The 15463-nt window shown below is 73.3% G+C and carries 17 protein-coding genes; 6 read left to right on the top strand and 11 right to left on the bottom strand.

Features of this window, described 5'->3' with window-relative positions:
- Window positions 1-10 precede the first annotated feature (10 nt).
- Entirely contained in the window at window positions 11-1117 is a 1107-nt protein-coding gene (locus tag AOM01_RS11940) for an NAD(P)-dependent alcohol dehydrogenase (protein ID WP_082110232.1), read from the bottom strand.
- Window positions 1118-1340: 223 nt separating this feature from the next.
- The gene (locus tag AOM01_RS11945; RefSeq protein WP_062294241.1) at window positions 1341-2465 is read right to left on the bottom strand and encodes a GuaB3 family IMP dehydrogenase-related protein; all 1125 of its coding nucleotides are present in this window, start codon (window positions 2463-2465) and stop codon (window positions 1341-1343) included.
- Between the two features lie 107 nt (window positions 2466-2572).
- Between AOM01_RS11945 and AOM01_RS11950 the strand changes: the two genes are divergently transcribed.
- Both AOM01_RS11950 and AOM01_RS11955 read left to right on the top strand, forming a co-directional pair.
- Window positions 2573-3337 (top strand): exonuclease domain-containing protein, encoded by a 765-nt coding sequence (locus AOM01_RS11950; protein WP_082110233.1) that lies wholly within the window; start codon window positions 2573-2575, stop codon window positions 3335-3337.
- Window positions 3338-3461: 124 nt separating this feature from the next.
- The gene (locus tag AOM01_RS11955) at window positions 3462-4739 is read left to right on the top strand and encodes a Glu/Leu/Phe/Val family dehydrogenase (RefSeq protein ID WP_062293827.1); all 1278 of its coding nucleotides are present in this window, start codon (window positions 3462-3464) and stop codon (window positions 4737-4739) included.
- 133 nt (window positions 4740-4872) lie between these two features.
- On the opposite strand, the gene AOM01_RS11960 is transcribed toward AOM01_RS11955, so the two are convergent.
- Together AOM01_RS11960 and guaB are read right to left on the bottom strand one after the other, a co-directional pair.
- Window positions 4873-5622, bottom strand: coding sequence for a TSUP family transporter (locus AOM01_RS11960; protein ID WP_062293830.1), 750 nt, complete (start codon window positions 5620-5622; stop codon window positions 4873-4875).
- A gap of 22 nt (window positions 5623-5644) precedes the next feature.
- Window positions 5645-7156 carry an IMP dehydrogenase gene (gene guaB / locus AOM01_RS11965; RefSeq protein WP_062293833.1) on the bottom strand — a complete coding sequence of 504 codons (1512 nt, stop codon included), beginning with the start codon at window positions 7154-7156 and terminating at the stop codon, window positions 5645-5647.
- A 211-nt stretch (window positions 7157-7367) separates the two neighbouring features.
- Between guaB and AOM01_RS11970 the strand changes: the two genes are divergently transcribed.
- Window positions 7368-7658 (top strand): WhiB family transcriptional regulator, encoded by a 291-nt coding sequence (locus AOM01_RS11970; RefSeq protein WP_062293836.1) that lies wholly within the window; start codon window positions 7368-7370, stop codon window positions 7656-7658.
- Between the two features lie 125 nt (window positions 7659-7783).
- Here the strand turns inward: AOM01_RS11970 and groES are convergent, their stop codons facing one another.
- The gene (groES, locus tag AOM01_RS11975; RefSeq protein ID WP_062293839.1) at window positions 7784-8077 is read right to left on the bottom strand and encodes a co-chaperone GroES; all 294 of its coding nucleotides are present in this window, start codon (window positions 8075-8077) and stop codon (window positions 7784-7786) included.
- A gap of 169 nt (window positions 8078-8246) precedes the next feature.
- Between groES and AOM01_RS11980 the strand changes: the two genes are divergently transcribed.
- Entirely contained in the window at window positions 8247-9422 is a 1176-nt protein-coding gene (locus tag AOM01_RS11980; protein ID WP_062293842.1) for a THUMP-like domain-containing protein, read from the top strand.
- On the opposite strand, the gene AOM01_RS11985 is transcribed toward AOM01_RS11980, so the two are convergent.
- Entirely contained in the window at window positions 9419-9703 is a 285-nt protein-coding gene (locus AOM01_RS11985; RefSeq protein WP_062293845.1) for a helix-turn-helix domain-containing protein, read from the bottom strand. The genes AOM01_RS11980 and AOM01_RS11985 overlap by 4 nt on opposite strands.
- Before the next feature lie 26 nt (window positions 9704-9729).
- The gene (locus tag AOM01_RS11990; protein WP_062293848.1) at window positions 9730-10386 is read right to left on the bottom strand and encodes a LysE/ArgO family amino acid transporter; all 657 of its coding nucleotides are present in this window, start codon (window positions 10384-10386) and stop codon (window positions 9730-9732) included.
- Window positions 10387-10456: 70 nt separating this feature from the next.
- On the opposite strand from AOM01_RS11990, the gene AOM01_RS11995 reads away from it, so the two are divergent.
- Window positions 10457-11332 carry an ArgP/LysG family DNA-binding transcriptional regulator gene (locus AOM01_RS11995; protein ID WP_062293851.1) on the top strand — a complete coding sequence of 292 codons (876 nt, stop codon included), beginning with the start codon at window positions 10457-10459 and terminating at the stop codon, window positions 11330-11332.
- A 66-nt stretch (window positions 11333-11398) separates the two neighbouring features.
- On the opposite strand, the gene AOM01_RS12000 is transcribed toward AOM01_RS11995, so the two are convergent.
- From AOM01_RS12000 to AOM01_RS12015, 4 genes are read right to left on the bottom strand one after another with little or no spacing between them, the layout of a single operon-like run.
- Window positions 11399-13018, bottom strand: coding sequence for a glycoside hydrolase family 3 N-terminal domain-containing protein (locus tag AOM01_RS12000; protein ID WP_062293854.1), 1620 nt, complete (start codon window positions 13016-13018; stop codon window positions 11399-11401).
- Complete coding sequence (gene tsaD / locus AOM01_RS12005; RefSeq protein ID WP_062293857.1) at window positions 13018-14055, bottom strand: tRNA (adenosine(37)-N6)-threonylcarbamoyltransferase complex transferase subunit TsaD; 1038 nt, start codon at window positions 14053-14055, stop codon at window positions 13018-13020. The genes AOM01_RS12000 and tsaD overlap by 1 nt, the downstream gene beginning before the upstream one ends.
- Window positions 14056-14089: 34 nt before the next feature.
- Complete coding sequence (locus AOM01_RS12010) at window positions 14090-14446, bottom strand: type II toxin-antitoxin system PemK/MazF family toxin (RefSeq protein ID WP_062293860.1); 357 nt, start codon at window positions 14444-14446, stop codon at window positions 14090-14092.
- Entirely contained in the window at window positions 14443-14688 is a 246-nt protein-coding gene (locus AOM01_RS12015) for a ribbon-helix-helix protein, CopG family (protein ID WP_062293863.1), read from the bottom strand. The genes AOM01_RS12010 and AOM01_RS12015 overlap by 4 nt, the downstream gene beginning before the upstream one ends.
- A 113-nt stretch (window positions 14689-14801) precedes the next feature.
- On the opposite strand from AOM01_RS12015, the gene AOM01_RS12020 reads away from it, so the two are divergent.
- Entirely contained in the window at window positions 14802-15428 is a 627-nt protein-coding gene (locus AOM01_RS12020) for a malonic semialdehyde reductase (protein ID WP_062293865.1), read from the top strand.
- The last annotated feature ends 35 nt before the right edge of the window (window positions 15429-15463 follow it).

A 15463-nucleotide genomic window follows, 5' to 3' on the forward strand; every position in this document is an offset into this window, starting at 1 on the left:
GCAGCCCCCCTCAGCCCGCGACGGGGACCGCCTCCGCGTCCGCCGCGACCGCCGCATCGTCCACCGTCACGGTGCCGTGCGGCACGATGACCGCCCGCCCGAGCATCGTCCCCGTCTCGAGCCGCGCGTACGCGTCGAGCGCGTCCTCGAGCGCGAAGGGGGTGATGTCGACCTCGAGCCGGCCGGCGCGGTAGAGCGCGGCGAGCTCGTGGAGCTCCTCGAGGGTGCCCATGTACGTGCCGGTGAGCTCGGCCTCGAAGGGCGTGGTGTAGAAGCCCCAGTCGGTGCGGCCGCCGGCCAGCCCGACCACGGTGATGCGGCCGCGGACCGCGACCACGGACTGGGCGAGCCGGATGGTGTCCTCGGTGCCCACCAGGTCGAAGACCGCGTCGACGCCGCGGCCCCCGGTGAGCTCGCGGATCCGCGCCGCCTGGTCCTCGCCGCCCTCGACCACGGTCGCACCGCGCTCGGCGGCCAGGTCGCAGGCCTCGGCCTTGATGTCGGTCGCCAGGACCGTCGCCGCGGTCATCTCGCCGAGGATCTGCACCGCGAACTGGCCCACGCCGCCCAGCCCGATCACCAGGGCGGTACGCCCGCCGGACGTCAGCCGCGGGAGCGCCAGCTTGACCGCGTGATAGGCGGTGAGGCCGGCGTCCACCAAGGGGGCGGCCTTGATCGGGTCGGCGCCCTCCAGCGGCACGAGGTTGCGGACCGGCACGGTCATGTACTCGGCCATGCCGCCGTCGAGCCCGAGCCCGCTGCCCAGCGACGTCATCGAGGCGACGTTGTCGCACAGGGTGTCCTCGCCGCGTGCGCAGGACGCGCAGTGGCCGCAGCCGCGCGCCGCGTAGACCATGTGCGCCGTGCCCGGCTCGATCCCCACCACACCCGGACCCGTCTCCTCGACCCAGCCGGTGACCTCGTGCCCGAGGATGTAGGAGGGCCGCAGCTGCGGCATCGCGATGTCCTGGTCGAAGATCGCGTAGAGCGCGACATCCGAGTGGCACGCGCCCGAGCCCGCGACCTTGAGCAGCACCTCGCCGGGGCCGGGGACGGGACGATCGACGTCGACCAGGGCGGGACGCGTCTTCCACGCATCGAAGCGGACGGCCTTCATGGGGACTCCTGACCGGCACCCGCTCCTGGGGTCACGCGGGTCGGGCGCCGTTGCTCGCCGCGTGCACTCCGAGCATGGCACAGACTCGCCTCCCATGTGAAGCGCGATTCACTTACGTGTTCCGCGGATGGATCTCACGGGTGAACCGCGCTCCACTTCGTGCCGACGCGCGCGGACGCCCGGGCGATCGCTCGCCCGGGCGTCCGGAGAAGGGGTGGTGCGGCTAGCCCGCCTGGTACGGGCTCACCACGATGTCGACGCGCTGGAACTCCTTGAGGTCCGAGTAGCCGGTGGTCGCCATCGAGCGGCGCAGCGCCCCCATGAGGTTCGAGGTGCCGTCGGCGTGCGTGCCGGGACCGAAGAGGATCTCATCGAGGGTCCCGGTGGTGCCCACCGGTACGCGCTCGCCGCGCGGCAGCTCGGGGTGGTGGGCCTCGGGGCCCCAGTGGTAGCCGGCGCCCGGCGCCTCCTCCGCGCGCGCGAGCGCGGCGCCGAGCATGATGGCGTCCGCGCCGCACGCGATCGCCTTGACGATGTCGCCCGAGCGCCCGAGGCCGCCGTCCGCGATGACGTGCACGTAGCGGCCGCCGGACTCGTCGAGGTAGTCGCGGCGCGCGGCCGCGACGTCGGACACCGCGGTGGCCATGGGCGCGTGGATGCCCAGCGTGGTCCGGGTGGTCTGCGCAGCGCCGCCGCCGAAGCCCACCAGCACGCCCGCGGCGCCGGTGCGCATGAGGTGCAGCGCCGCCTGATAGGTCGATGCGCCGCCGACGATGACGGGCACGTCGAGGTCGTAGATGAACTTCTTGAGGTTGAGCGGCTCCGCGCCGTCGGAGACGTGCTCGGCGGACACCGTGGTGCCGCGGATGACGAACAGGTCCACGCCCGCCTTGAGCACCGTCGCGTAGTGCTCCTGCGTGCGCTGCGGGCTCAGCGCGCCCGCGACCACCACGCCGGCCGCGCGGATCTCCTGCAGGCGTGCCGTGATGAGCGCGTCCTTGATGGGCTCGCGGTACAGCTCCTGCATGCGCGACGTCGCCTGCTCGGGCGCGAGCGCCGCGATCTCCGCCAGCACCGCGGTCGGGTCCTCGTAGCGCGTCCACAGACCCTCGAGGTCCAGCACACCCAGGCCGCCCGCGTTGCCGAGCGCGATCGCGGTCGCGGGGCTCATCACCGAGTCCATGGGCGCGCCGATGACGGGGATGTCGAAGTGGAACGCGTCGATCTGCCAGCCGAGGTTCACGACCTTCGGGTCGCGCGTGCGCCGCGAGGGCACCACCGCGATGTCGTCGAAGGAGTAGGCCCGGCGGCCGCGCTTGCCGCGGCCGATCTCGATCTCGTTGCTCACGGGCTCCACCCTATCGTCCGGGCAGGACACGGCGGCGGGACGATGCGCGGGCCCGGCCTGTGGACAACCGTGCCGGCGCTGTCGGCGGTCCGTGCCAGGCTAGGAGCATGAACTGGCTCGACGAGACCATGGTGGGCTTCGACACCGAGACCACGGGCGTGTCCACGGAGCGGGACCGCATCGTCACGGCGGCGGTGATCACGCGACGTGCCGGCGAGGTGTCGACGCGCACCTGGCTGATCGACCCCGGGATCCCCATCCCCGCGGCCGCGAGCGCCGTCCACGGCATCTCGACCGAACGGGCGCGCGCCGAGGGCGTCCAGCCCCCCGCGGCGCTCGAGGAGATCGCCACCGCGCTGGCGGAGGCGCTCGACGCGGGCGTCCCCGTCGTGGCCTTCAACGCGCAGTTCGACCTCACGCTGCTGGAGAACGAGCTCGCTCGCCACGGCCTGCCGTCGCTCGCCTCGCGGCTGTCGCGCGGCGAGGTCCGCCCGGTGGTCGACCCCCTGGTGCTCGACCGCAAGCTCGACCAGTACCGCAAGGGCAAGCGCAAGCTCATCGACCTGTGCACGCTGTACTCCGTCAGCGTGGTCGCGGACGAGCTCCACGCGGCGGACGCCGACGTGCTCGCGACGCTCGAGCTGGTGCATGCGCTCGCCGCGGCGTACCCCACCATGCGGGACACACCTCTCGACTCGCTGCACGACCTCCAGGCGGACGCGCACCGCGTGTGGGCGGTCCGCTTCGCCGCGTGGCTCAAGTCCAAGGGCACCACCGACGATCTTCCGGACCCCACCTGGCCCGTCGCCCCGGGGGCCTCCGCCCCCGCCCCGACGGGCACCGCGGGGGGCGAGACGGGCGCGCTCTTCTAGCGGCGGCATCGCCCCTCCGCACTGGACGCGCGGGACAAAGGTGCCCCGCGCATTGGCCACGGCGGCCACCGGAGGGTGCTCGGCGCGGCGTTAGTGTCGAGGGACCGACAACTCGGAGGTCACAATGACGTGGTCCACCACCACGACGGCCGCCCCCTCAGGGGCCGGCCCTCTCGCGGACGCGCACTCGCAACTCGATGCCGCGCTCGCCCACCTCGGCTACAACGGCGGGACCCGCCAGATGCTGGCCACCCCGCGACGCGAGCTCATGGTGAGCGTCCCGCTGCGCCGCGACGACGGCTCCATCGCGGTGTACTCGGGCTACCGCGTGCAGCACAACTTCTCGCGCGGCCCCGCCAAGGGCGGCCTGCGCTTCGCCCCCAACGTCGACCTCGACGAGGTGCGGGCGCTCGCGATGTGGATGACCTGGAAGTGCGCTCTGGTCGACGTCCCGTACGGCGGGGCCAAGGGCGGCATCGCGATCGACCCGCGCGAGCACTCGGTCGCGGAGCTCGAGCGCGTCACCCGGCGGTACACGTCGGAGATCCTGCCGATCATCGGTCCCACCAAGGACATCCCGGCGCCCGACATCGGCACGGACGAGCGCACCATGGCGTGGATCATGGACACCTACTCGGCGTCCGTGGGTCACACGGTGCCGGGCGTGGTGACGGGCAAGCCGGTGAGCCTGGGCGGATCGCTCGGTCGCGCATCGGCCACCTCGCGCGGCGTCGCGCACATCGCGCTCATGGCGATGGCCTCACACGGGCTCGACCCCGAACGCACCACGGCGTCCGTGCAGGGCTTCGGCAAGGTGGGCCGCGACGCGGCACGCTTCCTGTCCGCCGCGGGCGTGCGCGTGCTCGCCGTGTCCGACATCGACGGCGCGATCTACGACCACCGCGGCCTCGACATCGGGCGCCTGGCGGAGCACGTCGACCGCACCGGCTCCGTGGTGGACTTCCCGGGGACGGAGTCGATCGACCCTGCCTCCGTGCTGCTGCTCGACGTCGACGTCGCCGTGCCCGCCGCAGTCGAGGGCGTCCTCACCGGAGCGAACGCGGACCGGGTGCAGGCGCGCATCGTGGTCGAGGGCGCGAACGGTCCCACCACCAAGGACGCGGACGCGATCCTCGCGGACAAGGGCGTGCTGGTGGTGCCCGACATCCTCGCCAACGCGGGCGGCGTGGTCGTGTCCTACTTCGAGTGGGTGCAGGCCAACCAGGCCTACCAGTGGTCGGAGCGGGACGTGAACGACCGCCTCGAGGAGAAGATGACCACGGCGTGGCACGCGGTGGTCGACTACTCGACCGCGCACGGCCTGTCCTATCGCGAGGCCGCCACCGCGCTCGCGGTCCAACGCGTCACCGAGGCCCACCGGCTCAGGGGCCTCTACCCCTGAGCCGCGGTGCCGGTGCCGCTCGGCCCGCATGCAGGACCACCTACCGGCCGGTCCTGCATGCGGGTCGAGAGCGGCCTGCATGCAGGATCACACCCCGATCTCGCACGCATGCAGGTCGGGCGATGCTGGTGCGCTACCCGACCAGGTAGCGCACCAGCATGCCCACGCTCATCACCACGATGAGCACGCGCAGCACCACCGGGGACACGCGGAAGAGCACGTGCGACGCGACGTACGCTCCCACCACCTGGCCGGCGATCATGGCGCCGCCCACCACCCAGGCGATCTGCCCGACACAGGCGAAGACCAGGAGCGATGCGACGTTGGTGGCGAAGTTGAGGGTCTTGGCGACGGCGGTGGAGCGCACCAGGCCGTACGCGCGCAGCGTCACGCCCGACAGCGCGAACAGCGACCCGGTGCCGGGGCCGAACGCGCCGTCATAGGCGCCGATCGCGGGCACGACGGTGGCCTCGTAGCGCGCGGCGGACATCGGTGCGCGGGCGGGCGGCTCGTGCGCCTTGGGCACGAACGCGAAGTAGGCCGCGATCAGCGCCAGCACCACCGGGATGAGCACCCGCAACGCGTCGACGTCCGCGAACTGGATCGCTACCGATCCGGCCACGGAGCCCAGGAAGGCCCCCAGCATGGGCCAGCGCGCATCGGACCATCGGACCCGGCGACGGCGGATCACCTGCCACGTGGCCATGCCCGTGCCGAACGAACCCTGCAGCTTGTTGGTGCCGAGCGCCTGCAGCGGCGGCACGCCGACAAGGAGAAGGGCGGGCAGCGTGAGCAGCCCGCCCCCTCCCGCAAGCGTGTCGAGGAAGCCCGCGATCAGCGCGACGACCGCGAGGATCGCGAGCGTCTGCCAGGCGAGATCCACGCGGCGCTACGGGCCGTCCGGCTCAGCCGCGACCGGCGTAGTTCGGAGCCTCGACGGTGATCTGGACGTCGTGCGGGTGGGACTCCTTGAGCCCTGCCGGCGTGATGCGGACGAACTTGCCCTTGGCCTGCAGCTCCGGGATGGAGCGCGCACCGACGTAGAACATCGACTGGCCCAGGCCACCCACGAGCTGGCGCACCACGGAGGAGAGGGGGCCCTTGTACGGCACGCGACCCTCGATGCCCTCGGGGATGAGGTCGTCATCGCTGGGAGCATCGGCCTGGAAGTAGCGGTCCTTCGAGTAGGACACGCGCCCGCGGGACGCCATGGCGCCCATCGAGCCCATGCCGCGGTAGCTCTTGAACTGCTTGCCGTTGACCAGCACCAGGTCGCCAGGCGTCTCGGCGCAGCCGGCGAACAGCGAGCCGAGCATCACGGAGGAGGCGCCGGCCACCAAGGCCTTCGCGATGTCGCCCGAGTACTGGAGCCCGCCGTCGGCGATCACGGGGACGCCCGCGGGGTGCGCGGCCTTCCACGCCTCGTTGACGGCTGTCACCTGCGGGACGCCGACGCCTGCGACCACGCGGGTGGTGCAGATCGAGCCGGGGCCCACGCCCACCTTGACGGCGTCCACACCCGCGTCGACGAGCGCCTGCGCGCCCTCGCGCGTCGCGACGTTGCCGCCGATCACCTGCACGTGGCTGGTCGCGGGGTCGGACTTGAGGCGCTGGATCATCTCGATCATGGCGCGGGCGTGGCCGTGCGCGGTGTCGACCACCAGGCAGTCGACCTCGGCCTCGACCAGCGCCGTCGCGCGCTCCCACGCGTCGCCGTAGAAACCCACGGCGGCTGCCACACGCAGGCGGCCCTCAGAGTCCTTGGACGCGAGCGGGTAGCGCTCGGTCTTGACGAAGTCCTTGACGGTGATGAGGCCCGTGAGGCGGCCGTCCGCGTCCACGAGCGGAAGCTTCTCGACGCGGTGCCTGGCGAGCAGCTCGGACGCCTCGGCGTTGGACACGCCCTCGCGCGCGGTGATCAGCGGCATGGGCGTCATCTGGTCCTTGACCAGGCGCGACGCGAACTCGGCCGGGTTGATGAAGCGCAGGTCGCGGTTGGTGATGATGCCCAGGAGGCGCTGGTCCTCGTCGACGACCGGCAGGCCGGAGACGCGGTACTTCGCGCACAGCGCGTCGAGCTCCGCGAGCGTCGCCTCCGGTCCCACGGTCACGGGGTCGGTGATCATGCCCGACTCGGACCGCTTGACGATCTCGACCTGGTGGGCCTGGTCCTCGATGGAGAGGTTGCGGTGCAGCACGCCCAGGCCGCCCAAGCGCGCGAGCGCGATCGCCATGCGGGCCTCGGTCACGGTGTCCATGGCCGCGGACAGCAGCGGCACGGCGACGGAGATGCCCTTGGTGAGCTGCGTGGTGGTGTCCACCTCGGACGGGATGACATCCGACTCGCCGGGGAGCAGGAGGACGTCGTCGTAGGTGAGTCCGGTGAAGGCGAAGGGATCGTTCTCGAGCGGAACCATTGGCACATTCTAGGCCGTCGCAAGGATGTCAGAAACCAGGCAAATCGGGCCTTCCCATCGCCCGCGGACGGTGTTAAGAATGGCAATGAGGGATTGCGCGATCGGGGGCCACAAGCCCGCCGGGAGCACATTGACCAGGACCAATAGGCGGTTCGGATGGCAACGGCGCCATCTGGGGGCGAGCCGGCGACGAACCCATAGAGGGGGCGTGATGGAGGCCGTGGCGAAACTGCCCGCACCGACTCAGGATCAGTGGGAGTGGCAATACGAAGGCGCGTGCCGCGCCGCCGATCCGAATCTGTTCTTCCACCCCGAGGGTGAGCGCGGCGCGGCGCGACGTCGGCGGGCGGAGGCGGCCAAGGAGTTCTGCGCCAACTGCCCCGTGCTCGACACGTGCCGCGAGCGCTCGCTCCAGGCGCGCGAGCCGTTCGGGGTGTGGGGCGGGCTGAGCGAGGACGAGCGTCACGCCATCCTCGCCGGCCGCCTCAAGAAGGCGAGCTAGACGCCGGGGAGGCGCCGCATCGTCCAGGCGGACGATGCGGCGGGCGCCTCCCGTACCCGGCCGCACGCGGAGACGCGAACGGGCCCCGGGGCTGACGCCCCGGGGCCCGTCGCTGCGTGGGCTGCCTAGCCGACGATGGCGAGCAGGTCGCGCGCGGAGAGGATGAGGTACTCCTCGCCCGCGTACTTCACCTCGGTGCCGCCGTACTTGCTGTAGATCACCTTGTCGCCGACGTTGACGTCGATCGGGACGCGGTTGCCGTTGTCGTCGATGCGACCCGGGCCCACCGCCACGACCTCGCCCTCCTGGGGCTTCTCCTTGGCCGTGTCGGGGATCACGAGTCCGGACGCGGTGGTCGTCTCGGCGGCTGCCGCCTTGACAACGACCTTGTCCTCCAGGGGCTTGATGGAGACCGACATGCGGACCTCACCTTCCGTTCTCGAAGTTCGGGGTGCGGACCTGCGGGAACGCCGTCGCGGGGGTCGTTCCCAAGGTGCCGCGCTCAGAAGAGCACCCTCAATCTAGCACTCGCCCTAGGCGAGTGCTAATGGACGGTCCGGTGTTCGCGACCCGTGAAATGATCCGGGCATGGACCCCGTCGCCGCGCGCCTCACCGTCAGCGACGCGTGCCTCGAGCTCGCGGGCTCGCTGGGCGACTTCTCCCCCAAGGACGCCCTCGCGGTGTCGGGGCGGCTGCGCCGCGAGGGGCATGCGCCCGAGCTGGTCGCCGCCGCGATGTCGCTCGCGGAGCTGCGACGCGAGGCCCGGCCGCGGCTGGGCGACGCCGTCGACACCATGGTGTTCCATCGGGCGGGCCTGGAGCAGGCGTCGCGAGCCGTGGTGTCCACGCTGCACGCCGAACGCTTCGCGGATGCCGGGTGCACCGCGGTCGCGGACCTCACCGCCGGGCTCGGGGCGGACGCACGGGCGGTGGCGGCGCGCGGGCTCGGGGTCGTCGCCTTCGAGGCCGACGAGGCGACGGCGATCCTCGCGGCCCACAACCTCGCGCCGTGGCCCGCGGCGCGGGTGGTTCACGGCGACTCGCTCGTGCTCCTCGCGGACGCCGACGTGGACGGCGTGTTCGCGGATCCCGCCCGGCGCAACGCTCGCGGGCGCCGTCACGACCCCTCCGACTACTCGCCCCCGCTCGACGCGGTGCTCGACCTGGCCTCCCGCTACCGGGCGCTCGGGGTGAAGGCCGGCCCGAGCCTGCCCCACGAGGCCGTGCCGGCGGGCTTCGAGGCCGAGTGGGTGAGCGTCGACGGCGACGTGGTCGAGGTGGGCCTGTGGGCCGGCGCGGCCGCGCGGCGCGAGGGCCACGCCGCCCTGGTGGTCCGCGGCGGCGTGCGCCACGAGATCGCGGGCCCCACGGACCGGGCCCCCGCCGGGGCGTTGGGCGAGCACCTCCTGGAGCCCGACGGCGCCGTGATCCGTGCCGGGCTGGTGGGCGTGCTCGCGGAGAGTCTGGGCGCCCGCCTGGTCGACCCGTCGATCGCCTACCTCACCGCGGACGCACCCGTCGTGACGCCGTTCGCCCGTGCGTACCGGGTGCTCGAACGGCTCCCGCTCGACGTCAAGGTCCTCGCGAAGGAGCTGCGCGCCCGCGACATCGGGACGGTCGACATCAAGAAGCGGGGCGTGGACCTCACGCCCGAGCAGCTGCGACCGCGGCTCAAGCTGCGCGGGACCGGTCGCGCGACCCTCGTGCTCACCCGCCTCGAGGGGCGCCACGCTGCGCTGCTGGTGGAGCCGGTCCCGGGCTAGCCGCCCGCTTTCAACGCCTTCGACACCATCTGCTGGCTGGTGCCCACCTCGCGCGCGATGGCGGTCTGCGACATGCCGGAGGCGGCGAGCGCCGCGATGCGGGCGAGCTGATCCGGGTTGAGGGTGCCGGCACGCCTCGAGGGCCCGCCCCTGCGCCCGCTCATGATCGAGTCGACGCTCGCCTTCGAGATCCCGACAGCCTCCGCGACGGCCATGCGGGCCTCGCCCGCCTCGACGCGGCGCCTGACCTCCGCAACCTGCGCCTCCGTGATCCGTGCCATGCCGCCAGCCTAGGGGCCCGCGACGTCTACTCACCCAGCGCGAGCGACACGGCGAGGGCCGCCATCACCACGGCGATCGCCCCGTCGAGCACCCGCCACGCGCCCGGCCGCGCCAGCACTCCGGACAGCAGGCGGGCCCCGTAGCCGAGCGCCGTGAACCACACGACGCTGCCCGTGATCGCGCCCGCCGCGAACAGCCATCGCGCGTCGTGCGTGGTCGCGACGGTGCCCAGCAGGACCACCGTGTCGAGGTAGACGTGCGGGTTGAGCCACGTGAGGGCGAGGCACGTGAGCGCGACCGTCCGGAGGGACGATGCGCGGGTCGCCGTCGCGACCCGGCCCGCCGCCCCGGGGGCCGGGGCGGCGGGGTCGACCGCGACATCGTCCGCCTCGAGGCGCTCGCCCTCGGGCCGGAGCGCGCGCCGGGCGGCGAGCGCCGCATAGCCCAGCAGGAACGCCGCGCCCGCCCAGCGCGCGGCGGTCACCAGCCACGGCACCGCCTCGATCGCGGCGCCGACGCCGGCGACACCCGCGGCGATGAGCACGGCGTCCGAGACCGCGCAGATGAGCACCACGAGACCGACGTGCTCGCGCCGCAGGCCCTGGCGCAGCACGAACACGTTCTGCGCGCCGATCGCGACGATGAGCGACAGGCCGAGCCCGAGTCCGGCGAGGTAGGTCATGACGACACGGTAGGCGCCAGTTCTCCACAGCACTACTCACAATTGTGGATGGTCTATTAGGTTTGCTTATATGAAGATCCCCGCCGACCTCGCGCAGACGCTCGCTGCCGTCGTCGACGAGGGATCGCTCGATGCGGCTGCGCGCGCGCTCCACGTCACCCAGTCGGCGGTGAGCCAGCGCCTCGCGACCCTCGAACGCCTCACCGGACAGGTGCTGCTCGTACGGTCCCGGCCGGTGCGCCCGACGCCGGCCGGCGAGGCGGTGGTCCGCTTCGGGCGTCAGGTGGCTCTGCTCGAGGCCGACGCCGCGAGCGCGCTCGGGATCCCCGCCGACCGACCCGCACCGCTGCGGATCGCGGTCAACGCGGACTCGCTCGCGACGTGGCTGCTCCGGCCCCTTGCGGACGTGGTCCCCGGCCTCGGCGCGACGGTGCACCTGCGCCGCGAGGACGAGTCCTACACGGCGGAGCTGCTCGCGCGTGGCGAGGTGGTCGCCGCGGTCACCACGCGCGCCGCGGCGGTGCCGGGTTGCGCGGTGTCGCCGCTGGGGCGCATGCGCTACCGCGCGGTGGCGGCGCCGGCGTTCGTGACGCGCTGGCTCCCCGACGGCGCCACGCCCGCCGCCCTCGCGGTCGCGCCGGTGGTCGACTTCGACGCGCGCGACGACCTCCAGGGCCGGTGGCTCTCGGCCGTGGGCGCCGACCCCGCGGCGGCGCCGCGCCACCGCGTCCCCTCCTCGACCGAGTTCGCGGAGGCGATCGCGCTGGGGCTGGGCTGGGGCCTGCTGCCGGAGTCGCAGCGCGAGGGGCGTGAGCTTGTGGCGCTGGGCGGCCCCGAGCTCGACGTCGCGCTGCACTGGCAGCAGTGGCGCGTGCAGTCCGCGAGCCTCACAGCGATCGCGGACGCCGTACGCGCGGCGGCGGCGGTGTCGTTCAGCTCCCCCTAGCGATCGGCGATCGCCCGGAACCGTCGCTGGTTTCCCCATGGCGCGACGGGGCGGGGAATCGACGCGTCAGGACGCGGCGCACGCGGGAGGAGCGCCCCGCAGCTCGACGGGCCAGTCGCCGCCCGGATCCTTGTCGCCCACCAGGACGTCCGCGAGCCCTCCGATGGCCGCCGTCGAGTCGCCGTACACGGCGACATGCGCGTCCGCGCGCGAGTCGAACAGCCCCCACGGATCACCGAGGGACACCACCACGTCCGCATCCGCCCGGAACTGACCCGAGGACAGCAGAGCGATGGCCGTGCCGCCGTCCCCGACCGTCACCCCCCGACGGCGGAGCGCGCCCTCGAGCGCTGCCACCGCATCGTCCGGCCCCGCGACCACGATGGCCCGTCGCCCGACGAGCGGCGTGGAGCAGTCGTCGGTCGCGACGGTCGCGCCCGCGGCCGCGAGCGCGCGCGGATAGGCCGCGGTGGCCGGCTCGCCGCCCAGACCGTCCGACCAGCGCATCAGCAGGATGGACCGCGCGGCGGCCTCGTCGAGGCGGTCGCGCGAGAGGCGACCCTCCCGGACCGCGGCGACCACCGCGTCGACGGCCTCGCCGGCGTCCCCGGGCATGAGCAGCACGTCGGCGCCCGCGCGGAGCGCCTGGACCGCCGCCTGCCCCGGGGTCCGACCCTCGGCGACGGCGGCCATGTTGAGCGCGTCGGTCACCGCCACGCCCTCGAAACCGAGCTCGTCGCGCAGGTAGCGGTACGCCGACCGCTCGAGCGTCGCGGGCCCCTCACCCCACTCGGGTACGGCGATGTGCCCCATCATCACCGCGGGCGCACCCGCCTCGATCGCCTCCGCGAACGGCACCAGGTCGGTCCGCGCGAGCCGTCGCAGCGGGCTCGACTGCACGGGAAGCCCCCGATGCGAGTCGACCGTCACGGAGCCGTGGCCGGGGAAGTGCTTGATCACCGGCACCACGCCGCCGTCGACGAACCCGGCGACCGCTGCGACCACGGTCTCGCCCACGTTCGCGGGGTCCGAGCCCGCGCTGCGCGTGCGGATGATCGGGTCCGCCGGACCGATCGTGACGTCGGCGACCGGCGCGTAGTCGACCGTGACGCCGAGCACCCGCATGTCCGCCGCGGACGACCGGTACGCGTCGGCGACCGCGGCCTTGTCCGTCGCGGCGCCCGCGGCCATGAAGGCCGGCAGGCTCGGCACCGCGGCGGACAGGCGCGACACCCATCCGCCCTCCTCGTCGGCTGAGATCCACACCGGCCAGTCACGGTCGTCCGCGTGCTGGACGCGATCCGCCAGCGCCGCGACCGCGTCCGCGGACGGCGCCGCGCCACCCATGAGGATCACTCCGCCGAGGTGGTGGTCGCGCACCAGCGCGGCGGCCGCCTGCGGGTCCGGCGAGTACACATCGGCCACCACCACCTGCCCGGCCACCCGCCGCAGCGGCAGGTCGCGCGCGGTCGCCAGCGCATCGTCCCACTGCTCGACCGTGGGACCCCACGCGAGGCTCTCGACCGCCGGCGTCGCGACCGCCGCGGGGCTCGCGGCGGGCGCCGGGACGGACGATGTGCCGGTCGCCGGCGTGGCCGAAGGGGAGGGCGTCGCCGTGTGGGGCGTGCAGGCGGCGAGCAGCGAGACCGCGAGCGCGGCCGCCGCGGCTCGGGCCGCGTGACGCATCAGACGGTGATGGTCGACAGCGGCATCGAGGAGTCGACGCCGATGCCGAGGCCGCTCGGGCGCACGCCCGCCTCGACGACCGCGTGGCCGAGCGCGGCGATCATCGCGCCGTTGTCGGTGCAGTAGCGCAGCGGCGGGATGCGGACGTCGATGCCGGCCGCCTCGCCGCGCGCCTGGGCGAGCTCGCGGAGCTGGCTGTTGGCGGAGAAGCCGCCGCCGATCACGAGGGTCTCGACGTCGTGCTCGCGGCAGGCGTTCAGGGTCTTGGTGACCAGGACGTCCGCCACGGCGGCGGCGAAGCTCGCGCACACGTCCTCGATCGGGACCTCCTGACCGGACGCGCGGCGCGCCTCGACCCACCGGGCGACGGCGGTCTTGAGGCCGGAGAAGCTGAAGTCGTAGGCGTGCTTGGCCATGTCCTTGGGCTTGGACAGTCCACGCGGGAAGGGGATCGCCTCGGGGTCGCCCTCGCGCGCGAGGCGGTCCACATGCGGACCGCCGGGGTACGGCAGCCCCAGGAGGCGTCCCACCTTGTCGAACGCCTCGCCCGCGGCATCGTCCAGCGTGTGGCCGAGCTCGCGGACGTCGGTCGCGATGTCGTCGACCATGAGCAGCGAGGTGTGACCGCCCGAGACGACCAGCGCCATGGTGCGGTCGGGGAAGGCGCCGTGGACCAGCTGGTCGACGGCGGCGTGGCCGATGACGTGGTTGACGCCGTAGAGCGGCTTGCCGAGGCCCAGGGCCAGGGCCTTCGCCGCGGAGTTGCCCACGGTGAGCGAGCCGACCAGCCCGGGGCCGGCGGCGACGGCGACCGCGTCCACCTGGGACAGGCTGCGGCCGGCGCGGCTCAGCGCCTCGTCGAGCGTGGGCAGGACGGCCTCGAGGTGCGCGCGGGAGGCCACCTCGGGGACGATGCCGCCGAACCGGGCGTGCTCGTCCATGGAGGAGGCGACGACGTCGGCGAGCAGCTCGCCGTCCTCGACGAGCGCGACGCCCGTCTCATCGCAGGTGCTCTCAAGTCCCAGTACCAAAGCCACGGGTCAACTGTAGTCGGGGGCGCGGCCGGCGCGGTCAGAGGGCGAGGAACGCGCGAAGACCCCGGTCGACCTCGTCCATGAGGTGCCGGGGAACGTGCCCCGCGATCGCCTCGAGCGCCCCGCGGTCGACGGTCGCGACGGCCGTGATGTTGACGCACGAGTCCTTCGCCAGGCCCGTCACGTCCGCGGGCAGGAAGACGTTGCCGGGGAGCGCGGCGAGCGCGGTGTTGCTGGTGATCGCGAGCACCGTCACCGTGCCCAGCCGGGACCGGTTGTACGCGTCGGACTGGACCACGAGCACGGGTCGCCGATGCGCCGGTGCGCTTCCTGCCGCCGGGCCCAGGTCCACCCACCGGATCGACCCGCGCTCCGCCGGCGTCCGAGGCGTCACCACTCCTCGCGCTCCAGCAGGCCACGACCCGTCTCGAGCACGAAGCGGGCCGACTCGTCCTCGGCCACCGCGACGCGCTCGAGGACGCTGTCGATGCGCCCGGTGAGGCCGTGGTCGTCCAGCTCGCGGAGGTAACGCTGCGCCGCGCGCGCGAGAAACTCCGAACGGCTCACGCCGAGCAGCTTGGCGCGCGCCGTGACCGCCTCGAACACCGGATCGGGAAGGGAGATCGCCGTCTTCATCCTTCGAGTATCACCCGGTATCACCGCGGGGTCCAGCGCGCCGCCTCCGCCTGTGGAGGCCCGGGACCTCCGGCCGTCGCGAGCACGCCGCTTGCAGGCGCACAATTGTTGATATGACAACCGCGAACCTCCCCCAGCCGACCGTCGCCTTCTCCCTCGACCAGGAGGCTCGCGAAGCGTTGTTCACCGAGGCGCGCTCGGCGATCGCGTTCGACGGGCGCGAGGTGGATGCGGACCTCGTGACCCGCGCGTGGGACCTCGCGAAGTTCGGGCCCACGAGCAACAACACGCAACCGCTCCGCGTCGTGGTCGCGCGGTCCGAGGCCGCCCGCTCGGCCGTGATCGAGGCCGCGGCGCCGTTCAACCGCCCCAAGCTCGAGGAGGCGCCCCTGCTGCTGGTCGCCGCCCACGACGACCGCTTCCACGACCTGCACGAGACCTGGGCCCCGGGCATGCCGCAGCTGGCCGAGCGTTTCGAGGCGAACCCGGAGATGCGCGCCTCGCTCGCGCACTCGGGCGCGATGCTGCAGCTGGGCTACCTGATCATCGCGCTGCGCGCCGAGGGCCTCGCGCTGCGCCCCTACGGCGGCTTCGACAAGGCCGCGCTGGACGCCTCGCTCATGCCCGCGGGTTGGCGCTCCGAGGTCATCCTGGGCGTGGGTCACCCCGTCGAGGGCGACGACCGGTCCGGCGACCGCCGCGGCCGCATCACCGCCGAGACCGGGGTCCGCGAGCTCTGACCGTCCCGAGTCCGAGGCGGATCGCGATTCCTGAG

Source organism: Demequina phytophila (assembly GCF_000971135.1).
GTDB lineage: Bacteria > Actinomycetota > Actinomycetes > Actinomycetales > Demequinaceae > Demequina > Demequina phytophila.